At 65.5% G+C, this 22,510-nt stretch carries 27 protein-coding genes; 8 read left to right on the top strand and 19 right to left on the bottom strand.

The features are described 5' to 3' along the window. Positions 1 to 109 precede the first annotated feature (109 nt). Complete coding sequence (locus tag U0C82_RS07630; RefSeq protein WP_322186477.1) at positions 110 to 622, bottom strand: urease accessory protein UreE; 513 nt, start codon at positions 620 to 622, stop codon at positions 110 to 112. Positions 623 to 771: 149 nt separating this feature from the next. On the opposite strand from U0C82_RS07630, the gene U0C82_RS07635 reads away from it, so the two are divergent. Then, the gene (locus U0C82_RS07635) at positions 772 to 1,422 is read left to right on the top strand and encodes a hypothetical protein (RefSeq protein ID WP_322186478.1); all 651 of its coding nucleotides are present in this window, start codon (positions 772 to 774) and stop codon (positions 1,420 to 1,422) included. 91 nt (positions 1,423 to 1,513) lie between these two features. Here the strand turns inward: U0C82_RS07635 and U0C82_RS07640 are convergent, their stop codons facing one another. Further along, positions 1,514 to 1,909, bottom strand: coding sequence for an MliC family protein (locus U0C82_RS07640; RefSeq protein ID WP_322186479.1), 396 nt, complete (start codon positions 1,907 to 1,909; stop codon positions 1,514 to 1,516). A 264-nt stretch (positions 1,910 to 2,173) separates the two neighbouring features. On the opposite strand from U0C82_RS07640, the gene U0C82_RS07645 reads away from it, so the two are divergent. The 3 genes from U0C82_RS07645 to typA all read left to right on the top strand — a co-directional run bounded on the left by U0C82_RS07645 (position 2,174) and on the right by typA (position 5,538). Continuing rightward, entirely contained in the window at positions 2,174 to 2,779 is a 606-nt protein-coding gene (locus U0C82_RS07645; protein ID WP_322186480.1) for a hypothetical protein, read from the top strand. A gap of 120 nt (positions 2,780 to 2,899) precedes the next feature. Further along, positions 2,900 to 3,547 (top strand): hypothetical protein, encoded by a 648-nt coding sequence (locus U0C82_RS07650; protein ID WP_322186481.1) that lies wholly within the window; start codon positions 2,900 to 2,902, stop codon positions 3,545 to 3,547. A gap of 164 nt (positions 3,548 to 3,711) precedes the next feature. Then, entirely contained in the window at positions 3,712 to 5,538 is a 1,827-nt protein-coding gene (gene typA / locus U0C82_RS07655; protein WP_322186482.1) for a translational GTPase TypA, read from the top strand. Between the two features lie 396 nt (positions 5,539 to 5,934). Here typA and U0C82_RS07660 read toward each other — a convergent pair whose 3' ends face one another. Then, positions 5,935 to 6,501: a Uma2 family endonuclease gene (locus tag U0C82_RS07660; protein WP_322186483.1), complete on the bottom strand. Its 567-nt coding sequence runs from the start codon at positions 6,499 to 6,501 to the stop codon at positions 5,935 to 5,937. A 396-nt stretch (positions 6,502 to 6,897) separates the two neighbouring features. Here U0C82_RS07660 and mnmG point away from each other — a divergent pair, with 396 nt between their 5' ends. From mnmG to U0C82_RS07680, 4 genes are all read left to right on the top strand, one after another. Beyond that, entirely contained in the window at positions 6,898 to 8,805 is a 1,908-nt protein-coding gene (gene mnmG, locus U0C82_RS07665) for a tRNA uridine-5-carboxymethylaminomethyl(34) synthesis enzyme MnmG (protein WP_322186484.1), read from the top strand. 94 nt (positions 8,806 to 8,899) lie between these two features. Then, positions 8,900 to 9,610 carry a 16S rRNA (guanine(527)-N(7))-methyltransferase RsmG gene (rsmG, locus tag U0C82_RS07670; protein WP_322186485.1) on the top strand — a complete coding sequence of 237 codons (711 nt, stop codon included), beginning with the start codon at positions 8,900 to 8,902 and terminating at the stop codon, positions 9,608 to 9,610. A 249-nt stretch (positions 9,611 to 9,859) separates the two neighbouring features. Then, positions 9,860 to 10,660: a ParA family protein gene (locus U0C82_RS07675; protein WP_322186486.1), complete on the top strand. Its 801-nt coding sequence runs from the start codon at positions 9,860 to 9,862 to the stop codon at positions 10,658 to 10,660. A 56-nt stretch (positions 10,661 to 10,716) separates the two neighbouring features. Next, entirely contained in the window at positions 10,717 to 11,643 is a 927-nt protein-coding gene (locus tag U0C82_RS07680) for a ParB/RepB/Spo0J family partition protein (protein WP_322186487.1), read from the top strand. A gap of 169 nt (positions 11,644 to 11,812) precedes the next feature. Here the strand turns inward: U0C82_RS07680 and U0C82_RS18940 are convergent, their stop codons facing one another. From U0C82_RS18940 to urtD, 16 genes are all read right to left on the bottom strand, one after another. Further along, positions 11,813 to 12,169, bottom strand: coding sequence for a hypothetical protein (locus tag U0C82_RS18940; protein WP_416186652.1), 357 nt, complete (start codon positions 12,167 to 12,169; stop codon positions 11,813 to 11,815). Positions 12,170 to 12,360: 191 nt separating this feature from the next. Next, on the bottom strand, positions 12,361 to 13,299 hold the full coding sequence (locus tag U0C82_RS07690; RefSeq protein ID WP_322186489.1) for a YVTN family beta-propeller repeat protein: 939 nt from the start codon (positions 13,297 to 13,299) through the stop codon (positions 12,361 to 12,363). A gap of 59 nt (positions 13,300 to 13,358) precedes the next feature. Further along, entirely contained in the window at positions 13,359 to 13,895 is a 537-nt protein-coding gene (locus tag U0C82_RS07695) for an SRPBCC family protein (protein WP_322186490.1), read from the bottom strand. Positions 13,896 to 14,042: 147 nt separating this feature from the next. Then, entirely contained in the window at positions 14,043 to 14,672 is a 630-nt protein-coding gene (gene ureG, locus U0C82_RS07700; protein WP_322186491.1) for an urease accessory protein UreG, read from the bottom strand. Between the two features lie 19 nt (positions 14,673 to 14,691). Next, positions 14,692 to 15,381, bottom strand: coding sequence for an urease accessory protein UreF (locus U0C82_RS07705; RefSeq protein ID WP_322186492.1), 690 nt, complete (start codon positions 15,379 to 15,381; stop codon positions 14,692 to 14,694). 3 nt (positions 15,382 to 15,384) lie between these two features. Further along, positions 15,385 to 15,972: an urease accessory protein UreE gene (locus tag U0C82_RS07710; protein ID WP_322186493.1), complete on the bottom strand. Its 588-nt coding sequence runs from the start codon at positions 15,970 to 15,972 to the stop codon at positions 15,385 to 15,387. Next, on the bottom strand, positions 15,969 to 16,277 hold the full coding sequence (locus U0C82_RS07715) for a BrnA antitoxin family protein (protein ID WP_322186494.1): 309 nt from the start codon (positions 16,275 to 16,277) through the stop codon (positions 15,969 to 15,971). The genes U0C82_RS07710 and U0C82_RS07715 overlap by 4 nt, the downstream gene beginning before the upstream one ends. Further along, positions 16,252 to 16,533: a BrnT family toxin gene (locus U0C82_RS07720; protein WP_322186496.1), complete on the bottom strand. Its 282-nt coding sequence runs from the start codon at positions 16,531 to 16,533 to the stop codon at positions 16,252 to 16,254. Before U0C82_RS07720 ends, U0C82_RS07715 begins: the two co-directional genes overlap by 26 nt. A gap of 77 nt (positions 16,534 to 16,610) precedes the next feature. Next, a complete protein-coding gene (gene ureC, locus U0C82_RS07725; protein WP_322186497.1) occupies positions 16,611 to 18,323 on the bottom strand; it encodes an urease subunit alpha in 1,713 nt (570 codons plus the stop codon). A gap of 21 nt (positions 18,324 to 18,344) precedes the next feature. Beyond that, positions 18,345 to 18,782, bottom strand: coding sequence for a lysozyme inhibitor LprI family protein (locus U0C82_RS07730; RefSeq protein ID WP_322186498.1), 438 nt, complete (start codon positions 18,780 to 18,782; stop codon positions 18,345 to 18,347). Further along, positions 18,779 to 19,084 carry an urease subunit beta gene (locus U0C82_RS07735; protein ID WP_322186499.1) on the bottom strand — a complete coding sequence of 102 codons (306 nt, stop codon included), beginning with the start codon at positions 19,082 to 19,084 and terminating at the stop codon, positions 18,779 to 18,781. Before U0C82_RS07735 ends, U0C82_RS07730 begins: the two co-directional genes overlap by 4 nt. Next, entirely contained in the window at positions 19,081 to 19,260 is a 180-nt protein-coding gene (locus U0C82_RS07740; protein WP_322186500.1) for a hypothetical protein, read from the bottom strand. Before U0C82_RS07740 ends, U0C82_RS07735 begins: the two co-directional genes overlap by 4 nt. A 185-nt stretch (positions 19,261 to 19,445) precedes the next feature. Beyond that, on the bottom strand, positions 19,446 to 19,748 hold the full coding sequence (locus U0C82_RS07745; protein ID WP_322186501.1) for an urease subunit gamma: 303 nt from the start codon (positions 19,746 to 19,748) through the stop codon (positions 19,446 to 19,448). 29 nt (positions 19,749 to 19,777) lie between these two features. Continuing rightward, a complete protein-coding gene (locus U0C82_RS07750) occupies positions 19,778 to 20,644 on the bottom strand; it encodes an urease accessory protein UreD (RefSeq protein WP_322186502.1) in 867 nt (288 codons plus the stop codon). A 100-nt stretch (positions 20,645 to 20,744) separates the two neighbouring features. Next, positions 20,745 to 21,437, bottom strand: a complete 693-nt coding sequence (urtE, locus tag U0C82_RS07755) for an urea ABC transporter ATP-binding subunit UrtE (protein WP_322186503.1) — start codon at positions 21,435 to 21,437, stop codon at positions 20,745 to 20,747. A gap of 244 nt (positions 21,438 to 21,681) precedes the next feature. Beyond that, positions 21,682 to 22,410 (bottom strand): urea ABC transporter ATP-binding protein UrtD, encoded by a 729-nt coding sequence (gene urtD / locus U0C82_RS07760; protein ID WP_322186872.1) that lies wholly within the window; start codon positions 22,408 to 22,410, stop codon positions 21,682 to 21,684. Between the last annotated feature and the right edge of the window lie 100 nt (positions 22,411 to 22,510).

Here is a 22,510-nt window from a genome sequence, read left to right on the forward strand (position 1 = left end):
GCCCTCAAAGATCGACCGGTGATCGGCGGCGTGTCGTTTCGTAAGAAGCGCATATCGTCCGGCCGAGTATCATGGGCCCCGATCCGGTCGTCGGCCCCTGTTCGCAGGATCATCCCTCGAAAGCGGGCTCCTGCCCCGTCAAGATTACGTCGGCGCCGTCCCGTCCCGCTGCCCGTTCCGGCGATGGGGGCAAGGCCGATCGCGCCGCGCCGACCTGCGGGTCGAAGCCGCTCTCCACCCGCTCGAGGGTCGCGCCGAGGCCGGCCAGAAGTTCGGCCATGGCGCTGTCCTCCCGGATGAGAATGCGGTGATCGTGGATTTCCGCCGCCAGGTGCCGGCTTCCGATCTGCCAGGCGAGAACGAGGAGATGATCGGTGTCGCGGGCGCGGATCTCGATAAGGCGCTCTGGCTTCGCCGCGACCGCGATGAGACGGCCGTCGTCGAGTTCGATCGCATCGCCGCTTTTCAGGAAGCGGGAATCTGCAAGGTCGAGGAGGAAGGCGATGCCATTGTCCGAGACCATGGCCATGCGCCTGCGGTGGCGCGTCTGCTCGTCGAGAGTGATGGTGTCGGCCGCCCCGTGCCATTCGCCCCGACCCTTGACGGACGTTCCAACGATCATGACGCTCGGCTCCCCTTAAAGACCCTGCTGACGGTGCGTGGACCGAAGATACAGATATTGCCGCCCCGCCGAATTTACCAGTCGGGTGCGATCGATGGAATTTCGGGCTATGCTGCCGCGTCGAGGACTCCGACATTCGCGAGACGGACATGCCCTTGCAAAATCGCATCCTGCCGACCGGCGCCATCGTCGCCCATCCCTCGAAAGAGGGGCTTTTCATGGGCAATCGGGGCATGCTGCACGATGCGGCGACCCGGACGCTGGGCAGGCGCTTGTGGCAGCACAGGCACTGGGTCGTCTGCGTGACGGAGCGCAAGGGTCGCACACGCTCCATCATGGCGAAGGGCCAGTACACCGAACTGTTCTTCCTCGACGATGCGGTGGCTCTCGCAGCGGGCCACAGACCCTGCGGGGCATGCCGCCATGCCGATCTGAAGGCCTATGCGGCGGCGCTTTCGCAGGGTGCGGAAAAAGCTCCGGCCGCAGCCGAGATCGATGTCGCGCTGCACCGGGCAAGGGTCGATCCGCTCAGCTGTGCGCAGATCACGATGAGGGCGGATGCCCGGACCCTGCCGGACGGCGCCTACATCCTCGTCGAGGGCATGCCATGGCTCGTGCTCGGCGACCGGATCCTGCGCTACACGCCGGCCGGCTACGATGCGGCCCGCGCCAGACCCGGTTCGATCGTCACGGTTCTGACGCCGGGTCCATCGATCGACGCGTTGCGCGGCGGGTTCGTGCCCGTTCTTCATCCGACTGCGGCGGGCGCGCGGATCCGGAGTGCCGTGCGTCTTTCCTGACGCACGCCAGTCCAGCCATTTCTCCGGTCTCACGCATCCGGGCACTTTGAAGATCGATTTTTCGATTTTCGGGCCGAGGCTCCGGCCTCTCCTACCCCCGCTCGACCCTGCAGAGGATCGAGCCGGCGATGCCGCCCTGTGTCTCGTCGTAGAGATCGCCCCGCGGCCCACGGGTCCACCAGACCTTGGCGCCCGAGACGTAGCGCGCGCCCGAGGCCGAGACGACCGAGGCGAACAGGGTGGGGTGGCCATCGACGGGCACGATGGCGAGATTGCTGTGCGGCAGGTTGATGTAATCGACCGTGATGCGGTTCGGTTCGGCGTCTTCCGAGGCCCGGCACGCATAGGTCACGCTCTGGCGATCGACCGGTCCTTCCAGGGACAGGGTGATCTCCTCCAGAACCCGGGGAGCGGGCTCGGCCGCCTGCTGTGCGAAAGAAACCGACGAAAGTCCAGCAAGAGCGGCCGCGGCAAGGAAGCTGCGCATCGGTAAAGGCATCGGTAAGGGCCATGGCCGCATCGGTCGATTCATCCTTCGAAGAGAGCGTGTTGGTCGATTGCCCCTTTCCTATACCCGTCCCGCAGGACCGGCGCCATTCTTGGCATCCCATGGCGTCCAATGGCGTCAGTGTGTCGTGGAATCCCGGCATGCATGTCGTCCGGCCAGGGACCCGGCGCCGCGGTACGATGGGCTCTTTCGCTGGAGCCCTCCCCTCCCCGTCTCAGCTTCCGCGGGGGACCTCGCGGGCACGTGAGTTTCCATCCCTCTTCGAACCGTGCGATGCTGGCGCCCATGATCGCACCCCTCGACGTCTCGGCCAGTCAAATGTCCGCCTTCCTCACCGCAGATCGCGGACGCTTCGCCCGATCGCGCCGGACATCGATCGTTCCTGGGCGGTTGCTCCCGATTGCCGTCGCTGCGATGCTGGGCCTGTGCGCCATGCCGGCTGGAACATTGGCCCAACCCCTCGGTCCGGGGCCCGCAGGCACCCTGCCCGGCACGTCCATGGCCGACCTGCCGATCGTCGGTGCGCCGCGAACGAGGCCGGGTATTCCCGGTGCGGAGATCTTCGGCGACACCAATGCGGAGCGGCGCTACGGCAAGCCCTTCGACGACAGCTATCTGAGGCCGAAGGTGATCCGGCCGGACGCGGGAAACTCCGCCGCGCGCCAGGCCATTCTTGGACGGCCCGATCTCAACGGCGTCTCCGCGGAGATTTTTGCGCGGGAAGGGCCGTCGGCGATCGGCGGAAGTGCGATTTCGCGGGGTCAGAGCCGCGGGCGCGACCTTCGGCGCACCGCTCCCCCGCAAAGGCCGCATCCGGCGACCGGCGGCAGGGCGATCATTCGCCGATGAACCGCCGAGGGCGGGTGGATCGCCTGTCCGGCCGGCACCGGCCGGGAAGGCTTGAACTTCCCGTTGCAAGGCCAATGTGAACGTGTAAGCATCCTTTTCCGATCGTTCGAGAACCGGCCCATGCGTATTCAAAAGCTCTCGCTTCTCGCTCCCCTCGCCCTTGCCGGCTGCCTTGCAGCTTTTCCCGCGGTCGCGCAGGTCGGCGGCGGTGTCGGCGGCGGTTCGTCGCTCGGCAACCCGGCCGGCGGCGGATCGACGACCGGCGGCGTCGGCACGGGCTCTTCGACGGGTTCGTTCGGAACCGGGAGTTCCGGGATCGGCGGTACGGATGGCGGTCTCGATTCCACCACGGCGCCGGGCGCCGATCTGGGCGGTGCGGACAGCGGTCTGGGTTCGACCACCGCACCGGGGGCCGATCTTGGCGGTCCGGATGGCGCGGGGTCCTCGATCAGTCCGGGAACCGGCGCCTCCTCGCCGAACGACACCAACACGCTTCGGGCAACCGAAGGTTCGTCCTCCATCGGGGAGATCAATGCCGGCGCGTTCGCCCGGTCCGGCAATGCGGGAACGTCGGGCGCGACGAGCCTCGGTGGTGAAGGCGGCGGCATGGCGACATCGTCGTCGGGAAGCGGTTACTCCTACACGCCGGGCGCCGGATCCAATGCGGACTACCGCATCCCCACGCCGCCCGTCGGGATCGACCTCGATGCGATCCGGTCCGGACTGCGCAATGCGCCAGGCGCCACCCCGAAGCCCAACGGCGACTGATCAAGACCTTTTCGTGACAGAAGGCCGGTGGCCTTTCGCACTTGCGTAATATCCTGTATAGGGTCCCCCAAGAATAATGAGCGGCAGCCGGCCGGGGCGTCCAATTCGCCCGTCGGCCGTTTCCGCTCGTTTGGTCAATTTCCGTCTCCAAACCGGTGAACTTCATGAAGCTTCGCAATATCGCGATCATCGCCCACGTCGATCATGGCAAGACCACGCTCGTCGACAAGCTGCTCTCCCAGTCCGGCACGTTCCGCGACAATGAGCGCACCCAGGAACGGGCGATGGATTCCAACGACCTCGAAAAGGAACGTGGGATCACGATCCTGGCGAAAGCCACGTCGGTCGAGTGGAACAATACGCGCATCAACATCGTCGATACGCCGGGCCATGCCGATTTCGGGGGCGAGGTGGAACGTATCCTCAACATGGTGGACGGCGCGGTCATCCTGGTGGATGCCGCCGAAGGCCCGATGCCCCAGACCAAGTTCGTGCTCGGCAAGGCCCTGAAGGTCGGCCTCAAGCCGATCGTGGCGATCAACAAGATCGACCGCCACGACGAGCGCCACAAGGAAGTTCTGGACGAGATCTTCGATCTGTTCGTGGCGCTCGACGCGACCGAGGAGCAGCTCGATTTCCCGGTTCTTTATGGTTCGGGCCGCGGCGGCTGGCTCGCGACCGAGCCCGATGGTCCGCAGGACCAGGGCCTGACGCCTTTGTTCGATCTCATTCTCGACCATGTGCCGGAGCCCAGCACGGGCACCCCCGACGAGCCGTTCAAGATGATCGGCACCATCCTCGAGGCAAACCCGTTCCTCGGCCGTCTCATCACGGGCCGCATCCAGAACGGATCGATCAAGCCGAACCAGCAGGTCAAGGTTCTCGACCGCGATGGAAAGCAGCTCGAATCGGGCCGGATCTCCAAGATCCTCGCCTTCCGTGGTCTCGACCGCGTGCCGCTGGACTATGCCGAAGCCGGTGACATCGTGGCGATCGCGGGCCTTTCCAAGGGCACGGTCGCCGACACCTTCTGCGATCCGTCCGTGAGCGAGCCTCTTCACGCCCAGCCGATCGATCCGCCGACAGTCACCATGAGCTTCATCGTCAACGACTCCCCGTTGGCCGGCACCGAAGGCGACAAGGTGACGAGCCGCGTCATTCGCGACCGTCTGATGAAGGAGTCCGAAGGCAATGTCGCGCTGCTGATCGAGGAAGCGGCGGACAAGGATTCGTTCTACGTATCGGGTCGTGGCGAGCTGCAGCTGGCCGTCCTCATCGAGACCATGCGCCGCGAGGGCTTCGAGCTCGGCATTTCGCGTCCGCGCGTCGTGATGAAAGAGGGCGAGAACGGCGAGATGCTGGAGCCCATCGAAGAGGTCGTCATCGACGTCGACGAGGAGCATTCGGGTGTCGTCGTCCAGAAGATGTCCGAGCGCAAGGCCGAGATGAAGGAGCTTCGCCCATCGGGTGGCGATCGCCAGCGGCTGGTCTTCCATGCGCCGACTCGTGGTCTCATCGGCTACCAGTCCGAGCTTCTCACCGATACGCGCGGCACGGCGATCATGAACCGCCTGTTCCATTCCTACCAGCCGTTCAAGGGTGAACTCGCCGGACGCAACAATGGCGTTCTGATCTCCTCGGAAGACGGCGAGAGCGTCGCCTATGCGATGTTCAATCTGGAAGATCGCGGCCCGATGGTCATCGATGCGGGCGTGAAGGTCTATGCCGGCATGATCATCGGCATCCACACCCGCGAGAACGATCTGGAAGTGAACGTGTTGAAGGGCAAGAAGCTCACCAACATGCGCGCCTCCGGCAAGGACGAAGCGGTGAAGCTGACCCCGCCGATCCGCATGACGCTCGACCGTGCGCTGTCCTGGATTCAGGACGACGAACTCGTCGAGGTGACGCCGAAGAACATTCGTCTTCGCAAGCTCTATCTCGACCCTCATGAGCGCAAGCGCTTCGAGAAGTCCCGCAAGGCGGCGTAAGATCGGCTGATCGGGGCTGAAGCGTCAGGCTTCAGGCCCGCGCTTCCCGCAGGCTTTTTTGGCAGAGAACGAGGCTGGTGTTGTTCTTCCGATCATGGAAGGGGAGCACCGGCCTTTTTCATGGGATCATCTCATCGGGCCCGTTGCACCGGGTATTCTCGATCGCAGGCATGCCGTGGCGTTTTGGCGTCACATGGATCAGTTCGGGCGCCATGCCATGCTTGATAAGCCGGCTCATTTTCGCTGCGGCGTTCTCTTCAGTTCTTCCTGCCGGGGAACTGAGCCTGTTTGTTTCACGTGAAACAAACAGGCTCCATGGGTGAGGGCGTTCGTCCTATGCTGCGATGAGCGCCCGATGTCTCTTTGAGCCGTGGTTGCGATCCAAGCACGCAGCCGTCAGTCGAAGAGACCCGCATAGATTTCTAAGACCGGGATCTGGATACCGGCACCCGTCAGGTCCAGCGTTTGATCAATCCCGTTCAGCATTTCAGTCTCCCACACAGCGTCGCCGGACGTTCGGGACACATGAACCAGGCTGACGAGTGTCGGTTCGATGATCACGATATGGCGCATGGTCGAGACCGATTTATACTCCTCCACCTTGCGGATCCGATCGAAATCCCGTGTCGATGGCGAGAGCACTTCGAAGACCGCCGTCGGCGCTTTCGCCATATAGGCATCGAGATCGGCCTTGCCGCAATCGATGCCGGCATCGGGGCGCCGGATCTGGCCTGGAAACGTTTCGACGGCGCCATCGGCCGTGAAGGGACGACACGGGCTCCCGCGCAATCGGTTGCGGAGTTCGGCGAGAATATTGACCGCCACGAGATCGTGGCGGTTCGAAGCCCCCGTCATCATTTTCAGCGGAAAGCCGCCGACCAGCTCGAACCGCTCGCTCTGACCCTCCTGCCAGGCGAAGAATTCCGGAAGGGTCCAGGGCTCGAAGTCTCGAAGATCGCTCATCTCAAATCTTCCACCAGTTCGGTCGACGCCCGAACTTTGCTTGAACAGTCGGGCATGTCCGTTCGGTCGGGCGACATTGCCGGTTCTTCCTCGAACGATTATAGACATGGCAACGCTCATATTGCATGCGATTATTCGTGCGAACCGCTGTTCCCCTGTGTCGGCAACCAGGCTTCGCTGGTCCGATCCATAGGAATATGACCGGGCGCATGTGAAATGTGTGGAGCCGGGTCGAACCATGGGAACAGCCTGGCATGAGGGGCTGTCGCTCGTGTCCCTTGAACGACATGTGGCAGGGCCGGGTCGGATGCGGTCGTCCTGGTGCTTATGGACCCCGGACGGCTCCGCATTTCATCCGGCATTCGGCGCGTAGACAGCCGCAAGAAGGACTTTTCGATGACCAATCCCCACGCAGACCGGCCATTCCCCGAGAAAGCCGATGTCATCATCATCGGCGGCGGCCATGCGGGCTGCGAGGCGGCCAGTGCGGCGGCGCGGCTAGGCGCAAAAACGCTTCTCGTCACCCACCGCTTCGATACGATCGGTGCGATGAGCTGCAATCCGGCGATCGGCGGCATCGGCAAGGGCCATCTGGTGCGCGAAATCGATGCGCTCGGCGGGCTGATGGGCGAGGTGGCGGACGCTGCCGGCATTCAGTTCCGGTTGCTCAATCGCAGCAAGGGTCCGGCGGTGCACGGGCCGCGCACCCAGGCCGACCGCAAGCTCTATCGCGACGCGATGCAGGCGCGGATTGCGGCCCACGACAATCTCACCGTCGTCGAAGGTGATGTCTTCGATCTCGACCTCGATTTCGATATCGACGAGAGGCCGAGCGTTGCCGGCGTCGTGTTTGCCGACGGGCGGCGGATCGGCTGCGCGGCGGTCGTGCTGACAACGGGCACGTTCCTTTCGGGGCTTATCCATATCGGCACCCGGCGCATTCCAGCGGGCCGCATGGGCGAAGATCCCTCCATGGGCCTCTCCGGGACGCTAAGGCGGCTTGGGCTCGCCCTCGGGCGCCTGAAGACCGGGACGCCGGCGCGGCTCGACGGCCGCACGATCGACTGGGCGGCGATCGACAGCCAGGAGGCCGACGCGACGCCGGTCCCGTTCTCCTATCTCACCGACCGGATCACCAACCGGCAGATCGCCTGCGGCGTCACGCGCACGACGCCCGCGACCCACGCGATCATCCGGAACAATCTCCAGAAATCGGCGCTCTATTCCGGCCAGATCGAAGGCGTCGGACCCCGCTATTGCCCGTCGATCGAGGACAAGATCGTCAAGTTCGGCGACCGGGACGGTCATCAGATCTTCCTGGAACCGGAAGGACTTGACGATGACACCGTCTATCCGAACGGGCTTTCGACATCGCTGCCCGAAGAGGTGCAGCGCGAATTCCTGCGGTCCATTCCCGGGCTCGAGCGGGTCGAGATCCGGAAGGCGGGCTATGCGGTCGAATACGACCATGTGGACCCGCGCGAGCTCGATCGCCATCTAAGCGTCAGGCGGGCGAGGGGGCTCTATCTGGCCGGCCAGATCAACGGAACGACGGGCTACGAGGAAGCCGCCGCGCAGGGCCTGTTAGCCGGCTTGAACGCAGGTTGCTTTGCCGGCAAATCCGAACCCGTCGCGATCGGTCGCGCCGATGCCTATCTCGGCGTGATGGTCGACGATCTGACGCGAACCGGCGTGTCCGAACCCTATCGCATGTTCACGTCGCGCGCCGAATTCCGGTTGTCGCTGCGCTCCGACAATGCGGACCGGCGGCTGACGCCGTTGGCGATCGAGCTCGGCATTGCGGGTGGCATGCGGACCGAGCGGTTCCTGAAGAGCGAAGAACGGCTGGCATGGGCGAGGGCAATGCTCGAGGAGCGCCTGCTCACCCCCAACGAGGCGGAGCGCCATGGGCTTTCGCTGAACAAGGACGGACGCCGCCGCTCGGCCTGGCAACTCCTGTCCCAGGCGGACATCGATCTCGACCGGCTTTCGGCGATCTGGCCGGAACTGCGCGCCCTCACCGGGACGGTTCGCGAGCGCACGGAAATCGAGGCGGCCTACGACGTCTATCTCGACCGCCAGCGCAAGGACCAGGATCGGCTGCGGCGTGACGAGAACCGGATGATACCGGCGGCCCTCGATTTCGAAAGCTTGTCGGGTCTGTCCAACGAGCTTCGCCAGAAGCTGGCGGTCCGGCGTCCGGCGACGCTTGCCGAGGCCGAGCGGATCGACGGCATGACACCTGCCGCCCTGGCGCTCATTCTGGTGGCGATCCGGCGCGGCGAGGTCAGACATGCCGCGTGAGAACAGGGGGCCGCGTGAGGACAAGGGGCCCCGTGAGGACGGAGGGCCGCCTGAGACGAAGGGGCGGGCCGATGCGATGAGGGCCGATGCGGCCATGCCCGTTGCGCAAACGGGTCGGGCGGCAGGCGAGCGTAAGCCGAAATCCCTCGGGATGGAGCCGGAGGCGCTGGCGAGGCTTCAGACGGAAGGCCGGGACCGGTTCGAGGCGGAGTTCGATGTTTCACGTGAAACACTTGCTGCGCTCGATCGGTATGTCACGCTCCTGACCGAGTGGCAGACGCGGATGAACCTTGTCGCCACCTCGACGCTCGGAGCGGTCTGGCAGCGCCACATCGCCGATTCCATGCATCTCATCGCGCTTGTGCCGCGCTTCGAGACAGCGGCGGATCTCGGCTCCGGCGGCGGCTTGCCGGGCATCGTCATGGCGATCGTGCGACCGGCGAGCCGCGTCCATCTGATCGAGAGCGTCGGCAAGAAGGCGACATTCCTGCGGGCGGTCGCGGACGATCTGGGGCTCAACACCCATGTCCATGCGCGGCGGATCGAGACCTGCGGGCAGGCGCTCGCCCAGTCCGATATTATCACGGCGCGGGCTCTGGCCTCGCTCGACACGCTTTGCGGTCTCGTCGCCCCCCATCTGAAACCGGGCGCGCGGTGTTTCTTTTCCAAGGGCGCGAACCATGATGCGGAGATGGAAACGGCCCGTGCCCATTGGTCGTTCGAGGTGAAGCAGCATGCGTCGCCGCTCTCGGAAGGCTCGGTCATCCTGGAAATCGCCGGCATCAAGCGGCGCCGGAGGGCATGAGACCGCGCCGGGACGGCCGATGACCGCATGGAACCGGTGGACGATGATGGCTTCGGGATACCGGTTGAAGCGGCAAGCGACTATGATGCGCCGTCAGTTTTGCGCGTTGGCGGTGCCAACGGCATGGCTTGATCGAAGTCCTTGCTGTAAACGAACGGATCAGAAACGATAACGGGACGAAGACGCGTGTCGGGGCCCGCCGTCCGGACCCTGGATGCGAGCAGACCCCTTGAACGCCGATCGATAAGGATGATGAAACCCGCCATGCGCGTCATCACCATAGCCAATCAGAAGGGCGGCGTGGGCAAGACCACGACCGCCATCAATCTTGCAACGGCGCTCGCCGCCGTCGGCAAGCGGGTGTTGCTCGTGGATCTCGACCCGCAGGGCAATGCCTCAACGGGCCTCGGCATCGACCGCGACGAGCGCGAGATCTCCTCCTACGACGTGCTGACGGAGCGCGCGGAGGTGGAGGCGGCCGCGATGGCGACGGTCGTGCCGGAGCTGTTCCTCATCCCCTCGACCCTCGATCTTCTCGGGCTCGAAATGGAAATATCGAGCGCCGACCGACGCGCCTACCGGATGCGCGACGCGCTTGCCCGGCACGAGGAGGGGGGCGCGAAATACGATTTCGTGCTGATGGATTGCCCACCCTCGCTGAACCTCCTGACAATCAATGCGATGGCCGCGGCGGACTCCGTCCTCGTGCCGCTCCAGTGCGAGTTCTTCGCTCTCGAAGGTCTCAGCCAGCTCCTGCAGACTGTGGAAGAGGTGCGCGACGGGCTGAACCCCGATCTCGACCTGCACGGCATCGTCCTCACCATGTTCGATGGCCGCAACAATCTCGCCGCCCAGGTCGTGCGCGACGTGCGCGCCTATATGGGCGACAGCGTCTACCAGACCGTCATTCCGCGGAACGTACGCGTGTCGGAAGCGCCGTCCTTCGGCAAGCCGGCGATTCTCTACGATATGAAATGCCCTGGCAGCCAAGCCTATATCGCGCTCGCATCGGAAGTGATCCAGCGCGAGAAACGGCTGGTGGCGGCATGATGAAGCCCCGCACCGTGAACGCAAGCGAGACCGGGAACGACGACAGGACCGAACCGATGAGCGAAGATCGATCACGCCAGAGACTGGGCCGGGGCCTTGCCGCCCTGATCGGCACGGAAGGCCGGTCCGGCTTCCAGGCGTCGCGGCGCGAGCGCGAGCCGGACGCCGTGGTGCGTCCCGACCGTGAGGTCGCCCTCGCTGCGGTCACGGCCAATCCCAACAATCCGCGCCGAACCTTCGGCGAGGAGGATATCGCCGATCTCACCCAGTCGGTGAAGAAGCACGGCATCGTCCAGCCCCTCCTGGTGCGCCCGAACCCGGACAAGGCGAATAGCTACGAGATCGTGGCGGGCGAGCGCCGGTTCCGCGCGGCAAGGGCGGCGGGCCTCGAAAACATTCCGGTCGTCGTGCGCGATATCGACGACCGCCAGTCGATCGAGATCGCACTGATAGAGAACGTGCAGCGCACCGACCTCAACGCGGTGGAGGAGGCGCTGGCCTATGAACGGCTGATCGACGAGCATGGCTACACGCAGGCGGATCTGGCCGAAACGCTGGCCAAGAGCCGTAGCCATGTGGCCAACATGCTGCGGCTCCTGAAGTTGCCCGAAGGGGTTCGCGAGATGATCGTGACGGGCGCGTTGTCGCCGGGAGCCGCCCGCACCCTGATCGGCGCCGACGATCCGGAGGCGATGGCCCGGCTGATCGTCAAGGAGGGTCTCAGCGTGCGCGAGGCGGAAGATCTGGCGCGCGGTACTGCCAACTCCGGCGAGGCGGTGACCGATCTTGGCGCAGGCCAGGGCGAGGAACCTCCGTCCCGCGTGAGGACACCGAGCGCCGACATGGTCGATCTCGAACAGCGCCTCGCCGACCATCTGGCGATGAATGTGAGCCTCAAGGGCAAGCGCGGCAAGGGCAGCCTGAAGATCGACTACCGATCCAGCGAGGAACTCGAGGACATCCTGGCGCGGCTCGGCCTGTAGGTCGTCGATCATCGGCGCGCGGGCGCCTTATCCGCATGTTCGCACCCGATGCGCCAGGACGCAGGACGGATTGCCGGAGCCCCCGGGCAGGCTACGATCCCCGCGCGTCCGCTTCCTCGCCGTGACGAGCTGATGGGAGCACGGGCTCGTCGCGGCCTGTCATCGATGTCTATTCGAAGCAGCGCACTTCGGCTTCGGCCTGGGCCCGGCGAAGATTGCCGACCGCTTCCTTGGCCCGGGCGCTCGAATTGAAGAGCACGCCCTTTTCGCCCGACACCTGCCCCATGGAAAGGAAGGTCGAGGCCTCGACATAGTCGACATAGGAAATCAGCGATGCCGTCACGTCGAAGGAGCAGGAGCACTGTTCGAGCGCGGTGCGCGACTGGCCGTTCGTGGCCATGCAGCCGAAGACGTAGTCGGCCGCGACGATCGTCGGATAATCGGCGGTCGAGGCGCTGGCCGTCTGGCCGGGAAGCGATACGGTTGCTCCGCCGGGGCCGACGACAGTCCGGGCCGGAACCGGCATCGATCCGGCGGCGGGGGCTGCCGGTGGCGTTGCCGATGCCTCTGGCGGCGCGATTTGCGTCGCTTCCGCCGGGGCGGGCGCTGCGCCGGGATCGGCCTGTGCGAAGCTTGGGGTCGGGCCTGCCGCAAAAAGCGTCGCGGCGAAGCCGGCGGCGAGAACGCGTCGGACGCGCAAAGAGAGGGTCACGTGTGTCATCGTCCCTTGTCCTTTCCTGTCGCCTTCCCGGCGATGAAGTTGCCGAACGCGCGCGGCCCATTGCCGACGTCGACTGTTTCGGTGATGTCCAGCGTGTCGGTGTCGACTTTGGCGAGCGTGCCGTCGAACCAGTTGGCGACGTAGACGAAGCGTCCGTCCGCGCTCGCCTCGATGCCTTCGGGATATTCGCCGATGGCGATCTCGCCGAGCGCGCGGTATGTCCCCGCGTCGAAGACGGAGAGCGTGCCGCCATACTGGTCGGTCACGAAGACCTTGACATTGGCTTCCGCGGCTGCATAGGGATGCGAGCCGACTGGAACCGTCGCGAGGATCTCGCGTGTCGTCATATCGAGCACCGTCACGTCGTCGCTGCCGACATTCACGGCATAGACCCGGCGCTGATCGGGGGAGATCGTCACGCCGAACGGGCGCTTGCCGACGCCGACGCGGGCAAGCGCCTCGCCGGTCTTCGCATCGATGAAGGAGACCTGGTCGGAATCGCGATCGGCGGTGACGATCATCGTCCCATCGGCGGACACCGCCACGCCGGAGGGCGATTCGCCCGTTTCGAACCGTGCCGTGACGGTCCGCGTCTCCGGATCGACGACGAGCAGCGAATGGGAGAACCAGTCGGCGACGTAGACCGGGCTGCCGGACGGGTGAACCGCGATGCCGAGGGGCCCGCCGCCGGTCTCGATGTCGGGCAGGACCGCGCCGGACCGAAGATCGATGACGCCGATGGCCTTGGCCTCCGGCCGCGAGACATAGGCGTACCGGTCGGTGACCGCGATGCCGGCGGGCTTGCCGTCCATCGGGATCGAACCGATGACCTCCATCGTGTCGAGTTCGACGATGGAAACCGTCTCGCCATCCTGGTTGGTGACGAAGGCCCGTTCACCTGCATGAGCCGGCGAACCAAACGCGAGAGCCGCCATCGTGAAGCCGGCGAGGAGGGGCAGGCGCGCGCGCGCCCGCCGCCTCGAATGCCGCGGGATCACGAGCCGGCTTCGACAGCCTTTTTCAAACCGTCGAGACCTTCGGTGATGTAGGTGCCAACGCCCGTGACGGCCGCTTCGTCGTTGAGTTCCGCCGGCGGATCGTTGTTCGGATAGCCGCGATAGAAGGCCGCGCTCCAGGTGACCTCGGACGTGCCCTCGGCATCGCCGGGCTTGACCGAGACGTTGGACGAATAGTTCGTCGCAGGGATGACCTTGATGTTGGTCTGGCCGATGAACGTGCCGAAGCGCATCTTGTCGGCGTCGTAGCGGGAGAGTTCCTCCTCCATCGTCTCGCCGGAGGCGTAGGTGATGGTCCGGATCGAGCCCTTGTTGTTGCCGTCGGTCGCTTTGACCGAGGTGACCTGCGGATGCCAGGACATGTCGGAGAACTCGCCGAGCACGGCCCAGACCTTGTCGGGCGCGGCGTTGATCTCGATGCTCTCGCTTGTCTTCTGGCGCGTCGGGCCATGGGCGAATGCGAGCGACGGGACGATGACGAACGCCGCGGCGATACTCAACAAATGTCTGGACACGTAAACTTCTCCTCCTCAGGGTCACACGGTGCCTGACGCTCGATCGGTTCTCCCGATGCACCGGTTCCTGGCCGACGATATCGGAAAAGGGACCGGCAAGGGAAGCCTTCCGGCGGAAGGCTCACGGGATTGGGAAGATTTCCGCCCCTATCGCCTTGAGTTTCCGGTGGTTTCGCCAAGGCCGCCGGTGTCGAGGACGAACGCCACGATATCGGCAAGGCCCGTTGAGCGCTTCAGATCGGCAAACACCGTGGCGCGGCCCTTGCGTGCGGCCTTCGCGTCCGATCGCATGCGTTCGAGATCGGCGCCCACATGGGGCGCAAGGTCGGTCTTGTTGACGATGAGAAGATCGGAGCGGTTGATCGCCGGCCCGCCCTTTCGCGGGATGTCGTCGCCCTGGCAGCAGGAGATGACGTAAAGGGTCAGGTCGGCGAGATCGGGCGAAAAGGTCGCGGCGAGATTGTCGCCGCCGCTCTCGATGAAGACGATGTCGAGATCGGGGAAGCGGGCGTTGAGCCGGTCGATCGCCCTCAGATTGATCGAGGCATCCTCGCGAATGGCCGTGTGCGGGCAGCCGCCGGTCTCCACGCCCTCGATCCGGTCCGAAGAGAGCGCCTGCATGCGCACCAGCGCGTCCGCGTCTTCGCGCGTATAGATGTCGTTGGTGACGACGGCGATGGAGAAGCGGTCGCGCAGCGTCTCGCAGAGCCGCGCGGTCAGCGTCGTCTTGCCGACACCGACGGGACCGCCGATGCCGACGCGCAGGGGACCGTTCATAAGGGAGCTCCGGGGTTCGTCACGACAGGAAAAGGCGGCCGTCGAGGACCGCATGGCGCAGGCTGTCGATCTCTGCGGCAAGGCAGCCGGAGCCGAGATCACCCAAATCGGCGTCGGCCGCGCGGGATGCGGTGGTGAGAATGGCAGGTTCGAGCGCGGCCATCGCCTTGGCGGCACCGGTCTGGCCGATCAGTGAAAGGCGGATTGCGGCCTGCAGCTGGGCCGAGACGGCGGCGTGGAGAAAGACGGTGATCGTATCCAACGCCGTGACGCCATGGGCAGCGGCAGCGGCACCAAGATGGACGGGGAAGGGGGTGTCGCGTCTCGATTGGGCAAGCGCCGATTCTCCCGCCATGTCATGGGCCTCATCCTCCGAAGCCGGCACCCAGGGCGTGACGGCCTTGGCGAAGGACCGACCCTGGTCGAGTGTTTCGGCAAGGCGCTCGGCGGACCCGGCGAGCGCTGCGGCGTGAAGGGCGAGATCGCCAAGAGCGGTCATGTCCGGATAGGCGCGAAAGGCGCAGGCGATCAGGACCGCGTCGTTCCAGAGCGTGCCCTCGCGCACGAGGTGCTGCGTTCGCTCGATCAGCGCCTCGAGCGTTGCGATGCGCTCTTCGGCAATCGCCGTTTCGAGGCCGCCCGAATAGGCAAAGCCACCGGTGGGAAAGACCGGCGACAGCCAGGACAGAAGGGCAAGCGGGAAAACCATTGGTTAGCCGGCTTTGATAGAGTGAGAGGCAGGCGCTGCGGCAGCCGATTGGGGCATGTCCGGCGCTTCGCCATGGTGGGAGTGGCCATGCGCGTCCCCGTGGGCATGGGCGTGGGCATGATCGCCCGTGTGAGCCCCGTGATGATGATGCCCGTGGCTCTCATCATGGGAATCGCCGTAGGCCCCGCCTTCGGGATCGAACGGCTCGTCGACGGGGGTGACCGTCGCACCGAGGCCGGTGAGCATCGCCTCGATGACGTGATCGCGGCGGATGAGAATGCGGCCGTCCTCGATCTGCGCGGCCAGATGCCGGTTGCCGATCTGCCAGGCGAGCGCGTGGAGATGGCGTGGGTTCTCACCCGAGACGGCAAACAGTGCTTCCGGCGCGGCGCGCACCTCGATCACCCGTCCATCGTCGAGGAGAAGGCCCTCGCCATGGCGCAGGAGCCTGGCTGCCGGCAGGTCGAGCAGAAACGACAGGCCGCCATCGGAGGTGAGCACCATGCGGCGGCGATGGCGTGCCGTCTCGTCGAGCGTGATGGTATCGGCGGCCTCATAGGGCCGCGCCGCGATCTGGCTGGCGCGGATCATCGTGATCCGGCTTTCGCCGCGCGCACATAGGCTGCGAGAATATCGTTCATCCGGGTCTGGTACCCTCGCCCCTCGGACTTGAACCAGTCGACGATCTCGGCATCGAGCCGGATGGTCAACTGCTTCTTCAAAGGCAAGGAACCGCCGGGCGCGACCAGCCGCATCTCGGCCAGCATTTCGGGCGTCAGCTCCGGAATGTCTGAGAAGTCGATGTCTTCGTCCGAAAGAGCGTCGTACCGTTCCAATTCTTCTTTTGACGGCTCTGGAGGCTCATTCGGATCAAGTCGGTAGCGGACGGTTGCCATAGACTGCCTTCTCTCTCTCATTGCCTTTGCGCGCGGAGATGATGCGGATTTTCCCGCTGCGTTCGGTGAAAATGACGACGTAGAGACGCGGCCCTATCAGGCCCATGACAATGAATCTCCGCTCGCCATAATCTTCCCGCTCGTCTTCGAACACCAGACGCGCGGGATCGTTGAAAACGGCTGTTGCACTTCGGAAGCGAATCGTATGCTTGCGAAAATTGCTGATGTCTTTCGCTTCATCCCATTCAAAGTCCATATGTAACTACACTCGTCGTTACAATCAATCGGATCCGGCAACCGAAGCAGGCAATTCATCCTTGCGAAGGATATTCCTCAAAAAAGGAAATAGCGCTGGGCCATCGGCACCACCTTCGCCGGCTCGCAGGTGAGGAGCTCGCCATCGGCGCGCACCTCGTAGGTTTCCGGATTCACCTCGATATGCGGCATGGCGTCGTTCAGCTTCATCGCCGCCTTGCCGATGCCGCCGCGGGTGTTCTCCACCGGAACCATCGTCTTCGCCGTCTGCAGCCGGTCGTGCAGGCCGTTCTGTTCGGCCGCCTTCGACACGAAGGTGACGGAGGCGTTCGTGCGCGCCTTGCCGTAGGCCCCGAACATGGGGCGCATGTGCACCGGCTGGGGCGTGGGGATGGAGGCGTTCGGATCGCCCATGGGAGCGGCGGCGATGGTGCCGCCGATCAGCACCATGTCGGGCTTGACGCCGAAGAAGGCGGGCGTCCACAGCACGAGGTCGGCCCGCTTGCCGACCGCGATCGAGCCGGTATGACGGTCGAAACCGTGGGTGATGGCCGGATTGATGGTGATTTTCGCCAAGTAGCGGCGCACGCGCAGATTGTCGTTCTCGCCGGTTTCTCCCGAAAGGCGCCCGCGCTGGCGCTTCATCTTGTCGGCGGTCTGGAAGGTGCGGATGATCACCTCGCCGACGCGGCCCATGGCCTGGCTGTCGGAGGCGATGATGGAGAAGGCGCCCAGATCGTGGAGAATGTCCTCCGCCGCGATCGTCTCGCGCCGGATACGGCTTTCGGCGAACGACACGTCCTCGGGAATGTTGCTGTCGAGGTGGTGGCAGACCATCAGCATGTCGAGATGCTCGGAGATGGTGTTGACCGTATAGGGCCGCGTCGGGTTGGTGGAACTGGGAATGATGTTGGGAAGGCTGGCGACCCGGATGATGTCCGGCGCGTGGCCACCGCCCGCGCCCTCGGTGTGGAAGGCGTGGATGGTGCGGCCGGCAATGGCGTCGATGGTCGATTCCACGAAGCCGCTCTCGTTCAGCGTATCGGTGTGGATCATCACCTGCACGTCGTATTCATCGGCGGTCTTCAGGCAGGTGCGGATCGCCTCGGGCGTGGTGCCCCAGTCCTCGTGCAGCTTGAGCGCACAGGCGCCGCCGAGGATCATCTCCTCCAGCGCCGCCGGATGGGAGGCATTGCCTTTGCCGGCAAATCCGATGTTCATCGGAAACGCGTCCGCCGCCTCGATCATCCGCTGAAGGTGCCAGGGGCCGGGCGTGCAGGTGGTGGCGAGCGTGCCGTGGGCGGGCCCCGTGCCGCCGCCGATCATGGTGGTGACGCCGCTCATCAGCGCCTCCTCGATCTGCTGCGGGCAGATGAAGTGGATATGGCTGTCGATCGCGCCGGCGGTGAGGATGCGGCCCTCGCCGGCGATCGCCTCGGTGCCCGGGCCGATGACGATGTCGACACCGGGTTGCGTATCCGGGTTGCCGGCCTTGCCGATGCCGACGATCATGCCGTCGCGCAGGCCCACATCGGCCTTGTAGATGCCCGACCAGTCGACGATCAGCGCATTGGTGATGACGGTGTCGACCGCGCCGTCTTCCCGCGAGACCTGGGACTGGCCCATGCCGTCGCGGATCACCTTGCCGCCGCCGAACTTCACCTCCTCCCCATAGATGGTGAAATCCTTTTCGACCTCGATGATGAGGTCGGTATCGGCAAGGCGCACCCGGTCGCCCGTCGTCGGGCCGAACATGTCCGCATAGGCGGCGCGGGAGATGGTGGCGGGCATCGTGCGTTCCCTCGTTCTCGTTCAGGGCTCTGGATTGATGAAGGCTTCGAGTTCGGCGATCCGCGCGGCGGTCAGCCCCGCAAGGCAGTCGTTCTCGACCTGCGGGCGCATTGAGCCGCCATAGAACTGCAGGCCCGTCAGGGCGCAGTGATTGTCCTTGTAGGCGATCCAGCCGCGTTGCGCCTTCAGGAGCGCATCCCAGGGCCCGTCATCGTCTTCGGATAGCGGATTGTACGCGTCGGCTCGCAGTTCGCCCTGGCGCTCCCTTGCGATCCGGCTCGCCTCGTCCCAGAGCGTATTGAGGCGCTCGTCGAGCCGTCCGGCGGCTTCGGCCGAGCAGATGGTCATGTCGAGCTGCGTCTGGGGATCGTCGCAGTCCGGGCCGTCCTGTGCCATGGCTGCGCCCGTGCCCAGACCGAGGCCGAGACCCAGAACGCCGAGACGAACGAGCGATCTCATCGGCTTGCCCGATATTCACCGCGAAAGCCGGTGATGTTGCCGTTGCCGCCGAACGGGACGAGTTCGACCTCGCGCTCCTGGCCCGGTTCGAACCGCACCGCGGAACCGGCGGCGATATCGAGGCGCATGCCCCGGGCCCGGGCCCGGTCGAAGTCGAGCGCGGGATTGGTTTCGGCGAAGTGATAATGGCTTCCCACCTGTACCGGCCGGTCGCCGGTGTTGGCGACGACGAGGGTCAGGGCCTCGCGGTCCGCGTTGAGCGTGATCGTGCCGTCGCGGACGAAGAGTTCGCCCGGGATCATCGCCTGCTGTTCCGGCGCACGAGGGAGAAGCCGGCAAAGCCGACGGCCGCCGCGAGGACGGCGAGAAGGCCGATCGTATCGAACGCGCCCATATGGGTGTGCGTGACGGCCACCTCATGGGCCCGCGCGCCGGCGGCGGTTATAAGAAGGATCGACAGGGTGGACAGGGATCGCATGAGAAGACAGCTCCTGGATTTCATGAAAGATGTCGGGGCGGGATGGTGAAGCGCCGGTGGTCGTTCGGACAGGCCGCCAGGCCTTCGTGAGGAATGGCCGCCGTCGCGAACGGCACGCGGCAGGGGGGGGCGGGGATGTCCGGCAAGGTCCGGCCGGCGATGAATCATGGTCCGGTCGTCCCCCCTCAGCGGATCGGTTCGTGGACGGTGACGAGCTTGGTGCCGTCGGGAAAGGTCGCCTCGACCTGAACGTCGTGGATCATTTCGGCGATGCCCTCCATCACCTGTTCGCGGGTGAGGACGGCTGCGCCCGCCTCCATGAGGTCTGCGACCGAACGCCCGTCGCGCGCGCCCTCGACCACGAAATCGGTGATCAGCGCGATGGCTTCGGGGTGATTGAGCTTGACGCCGCGCTCCAGCCGCCGCCGCGCGACGTTCGCCGCCATGGCAACGAGGAGCTTGTCCTTTTCGCGAGGGGTCAGGATCATCGCAGAAGCACTCCGGTTTTCGAGGGACGTCAGACGGACCAGCAGCGGGGCAAGGCATAGCCGCCGCGAAGGTGGATGAGAAGGGGGACGAGACGGCGGCGGAGGGCGAGCGCGCTGCCCGCCATCATCCGCACGACGAGCTTGCCGCCGACATAGCTCGCGCCACCCGCATCGCCGACGATGGCGCGCGCCCGCGCTTCCAGCGCCTCGCCCTGGGGGCCGACGAGGAGGACGCTCGCATGGGCGATGGCGCCGCGCGCGACGGCGGCGCTTTGGAGCTTGTCGTCGATCGCCCCGTTGAGCCGAAGCGCCTCGACATGGACGGGCCGGCCCGCCTGGCGCACGGTCCACCGGTCGCGGAGGGTGCCGGTGCGCACCCGCTCGTTCATGGCGCCGCGCCCGAAGATCAGCGGCTCGCAGACGAGGAGCGAAGCGCCTTCGGACAGATCGCAGTCGATGGTCCGCGAGAAGGCCGCGCCATCGAAGGCGATCGTCTCCTGCGCCAGCCAGTGGAGCGCGGCATCCTCTTTGACATCCAGCCGGATCGTCGTCTCCGCCCGACCCTGCGGCGCGCGATAGAGCCGTTCGGCGGTCTGGCTGGCGAGCGTCAGATGGGTTCCGGGTCCCGCCTCGCAGTTCCAGGACATCCGGTCGCCGCCGGTCATGCCGCCGGAGGTGTTGAGAAGCACGGCTTCGAGCCGGCCGTTCGAGTGACTGTTCGGCAGGCGGATGCGCGCCGAGCCTTCCTGGTAGAGGGTCTGCAGCCTTGTAGCACCGTCCGGGGCGGATTTGGCGACGATGCGGCCGGTGCCGAAGCTGCGCTGCATGCGAACGCCGGGCCTCGCGGCGTCCGGATCGCGATCGGCGATGATCTCGAGGGCGGGCTGTGCCGTCACGGTCCCGGCGCTCCTGTCCTGTCTTGCGGCGTCGAAGGAAGCCGAGGGGACCATTGCCGGACGGCCGGGTCAAGCGGGATCATCGGGCAGCGCTCCGCCATCAGACCGTGAGATGCCGGCGGACATCGTCCCGGTCGAGATCGCCGGCCACCCCTCGATGGACGACCTCGCCGCGATCGAGGATGGCGATCTGGTCCGCCAGTTCCCGGCAGAAATCCAGATATTGCTCGACGAGAAGGATCGTCATGCCGAACTCGTCGCGCAGATAGCGGATGGCCCGCCCGATATCCTTGATGATCGAGGGCTGGATGCCTTCGGTCGGCTCGTCGAGGACGAGGAGCCTCGGCCGCGTGACCAGCGCACGGCCGATCGCAAGCTGCTGCTGCTGGCCGCCGGACAGGTCGCCCCCGCGCCGGGACAGCATGTCCTTCAGAACGGGAAACAGCTCGTAGACATGGTCCGGCACGGTCCTGTCGCTCTTGAGCGGGGCAAAGCCGGTCTCAAGGTTCTCGCGCACGGTCAGCAGCGGAAAGATCTCGCGGCCCTGCGGCACGAAGCCGATGCCCTTGCGGATGCGGGCATAGGGCGCGGCTTTGCCGAGCGGCTCGTCGTCGAGCAGGATCGAACCGCGCCGGATCGGCTGCTGGCCGACGATGGCGCGCAGAAGCGAGGTCTTGCCGACGCCGTTGCGCCCGAGGACGCAGGTGATCTCGCCGGTCTTCACCTCCAGGGAGACGTTCTTCAGGGCATGCGCGGCGCCGTAGTAGAGATCGACGTTGGAGATGGTCAGCATGATGAGGTCTCGCCCCTGTACGGATGGGTGGAAAGGCTTTTGCCGTGCGTTTCCGATGTTCTCGCGTCTGCTGCGATGGGCCGGGCAAGACTGCGCTGCGCGGAGAGAGACCGAGAGTGCCTCGATATGGGCCCGCGAGCTGAACCATTCCGGATCCCCGGGACGGGGCCCGAGGATCCGGAATGGCCGCGATCGAAAACCGGACCCGATCGGGACGCAGAACCGGCACCACGAACCACGTCCCTCATCGTCCGAGATAGACCTCGATCACGCGCTCGTCCTTCGACACATGGTCGAGCGTGCCTTCCGACAGGACGGTGCCCTCGTGCAGGCACGTCACCTTCACGTCGAGCATGCGCACGAAATGCATGTCGTGCTCGACGACGACGACGGACCGGGTTTCGGCGATCTTGCGCAAAAGCCGCGCCGTCTCTTCCGTCTCGGCGTCGGTCATGCCGGCCACCGGCTCGTCGACGAGAAGAAGTTCGGGGTCCTGGGCCAGCAGCATGCCGATTTCCAGCCATTGCTTCTGGCCGTGGGACAGGTCCGCCGCACGCACGGTCCGCTTTTGGGTCAGCCGCGTCTCGTCGAGGATGTCCTCGATCGTGTCGGCCTCCGCCGCGGTCCTGCGATGGAACAGGGCCCGGAAGATCGAGCGCGACCCGTCCATCGACAGGCGCAGATTGTCCTCGATGGTGAGGCCCTCGAACACGGTGGGTTTCTGGAACTTGCGCCCGATCCCCATGGAGGCGATCGCCGCCTCGTCGTGCTGGGTGAGATCGACGTCGCCGGCAAAGAACACGTCGCCGGAATCGGGCCGGGTCTTGCCGGTGATGATGTCCATCATCGTCGTCTTGCCGGCCCCGTTCGGCCCGATGATCGCCCGCATTTCGCCGCGCTGGACGACGAGGGAGAGATTGTTGATCGCCTTGAAGCCGTCGAAACTCTTGGTGACGCCATCGAGATAAAGCAGCGTTTCGCGCCGTGCCCCGAGGGCCTTTTCCCTGGCGACGCGCTCGCGGGCAAGGTGCGTGGCGTAAGGGTGCGGGGAGACGAAAGGCTCGCCGCTTCGC

This window comes from Fulvimarina uroteuthidis (genome assembly GCF_034321785.1).
GTDB classification, from domain to species: domain Bacteria; phylum Pseudomonadota; class Alphaproteobacteria; order Rhizobiales; family Rhizobiaceae; genus Fulvimarina; species Fulvimarina uroteuthidis.

Excerpts from the sequence above, each read along its gene's own strand:
- U0C82_RS07720 (WP_322186496.1), bottom strand. The coding sequence starts at position 16,533 with ATGGACTTTGAATGGGATGAAGCGAAAGACATCAGCAATTTTCGCAAG.
- mnmG (WP_322186484.1), top strand. The coding sequence starts at position 6,898 with ATGACCAATCCCCACGCAGACCGGCCATTCCCCGAGAAAGCCGATGTC.
- typA (WP_322186482.1), top strand. The coding sequence starts at position 3,712 with ATGAAGCTTCGCAATATCGCGATCATCGCCCACGTCGATCATGGCAAG.
- U0C82_RS07635 (WP_322186478.1), top strand. The coding sequence starts at position 772 with ATGCCCTTGCAAAATCGCATCCTGCCGACCGGCGCCATCGTCGCCCAT.
- U0C82_RS18940 (WP_416186652.1), bottom strand. The coding sequence starts at position 12,169 with ATGCCGGTTCCGGCCCGGACTGTCGTCGGCCCCGGCGGAGCAACCGTA.
- U0C82_RS07675 (WP_322186486.1), top strand. The coding sequence starts at position 9,860 with ATGATGAAACCCGCCATGCGCGTCATCACCATAGCCAATCAGAAGGGC.
- U0C82_RS07640 (WP_322186479.1), bottom strand. The coding sequence starts at position 1,909 with ATGCGCAGCTTCCTTGCCGCGGCCGCTCTTGCTGGACTTTCGTCGGTT.
- U0C82_RS07715 (WP_322186494.1), bottom strand. The coding sequence starts at position 16,277 with ATGGCAACCGTCCGCTACCGACTTGATCCGAATGAGCCTCCAGAGCCG.
- U0C82_RS07710 (WP_322186493.1), bottom strand. The coding sequence starts at position 15,972 with ATGATCCGCGCCAGCCAGATCGCGGCGCGGCCCTATGAGGCCGCCGAT.
- U0C82_RS07740 (WP_322186500.1), bottom strand. The coding sequence starts at position 19,260 with ATGCGATCCCTGTCCACCCTGTCGATCCTTCTTATAACCGCCGCCGGC.
- rsmG (WP_322186485.1), top strand. The coding sequence starts at position 8,900 with ATGCCCGTTGCGCAAACGGGTCGGGCGGCAGGCGAGCGTAAGCCGAAA.
- U0C82_RS07630 (WP_322186477.1), bottom strand. The coding sequence starts at position 622 with ATGATCGTTGGAACGTCCGTCAAGGGTCGGGGCGAATGGCACGGGGCG.
- ureC (WP_322186497.1), bottom strand. The coding sequence starts at position 18,323 with ATGCCCGCCACCATCTCCCGCGCCGCCTATGCGGACATGTTCGGCCCG.
- urtE (WP_322186503.1), bottom strand. The coding sequence starts at position 21,437 with ATGCTGACCATCTCCAACGTCGATCTCTACTACGGCGCCGCGCATGCC.
- U0C82_RS07730 (WP_322186498.1), bottom strand. The coding sequence starts at position 18,782 with ATGAGATCGCTCGTTCGTCTCGGCGTTCTGGGTCTCGGCCTCGGTCTG.
- U0C82_RS07735 (WP_322186499.1), bottom strand. The coding sequence starts at position 19,084 with ATGATCCCGGGCGAACTCTTCGTCCGCGACGGCACGATCACGCTCAAC.
- U0C82_RS07660 (WP_322186483.1), bottom strand. The coding sequence starts at position 6,501 with ATGAGCGATCTTCGAGACTTCGAGCCCTGGACCCTTCCGGAATTCTTC.
- U0C82_RS07705 (WP_322186492.1), bottom strand. The coding sequence starts at position 15,381 with ATGGTTTTCCCGCTTGCCCTTCTGTCCTGGCTGTCGCCGGTCTTTCCC.
- U0C82_RS07690 (WP_322186489.1), bottom strand. The coding sequence starts at position 13,299 with ATGGCGGCTCTCGCGTTTGGTTCGCCGGCTCATGCAGGTGAACGGGCC.
- ureG (WP_322186491.1), bottom strand. The coding sequence starts at position 14,672 with ATGAACGGTCCCCTGCGCGTCGGCATCGGCGGTCCCGTCGGTGTCGGC.
- U0C82_RS07650 (WP_322186481.1), top strand. The coding sequence starts at position 2,900 with ATGCGTATTCAAAAGCTCTCGCTTCTCGCTCCCCTCGCCCTTGCCGGC.
- U0C82_RS07745 (WP_322186501.1), bottom strand. The coding sequence starts at position 19,748 with ATGATCCTGACCCCTCGCGAAAAGGACAAGCTCCTCGTTGCCATGGCG.
- U0C82_RS07680 (WP_322186487.1), top strand. The coding sequence starts at position 10,717 with ATGAGCGAAGATCGATCACGCCAGAGACTGGGCCGGGGCCTTGCCGCC.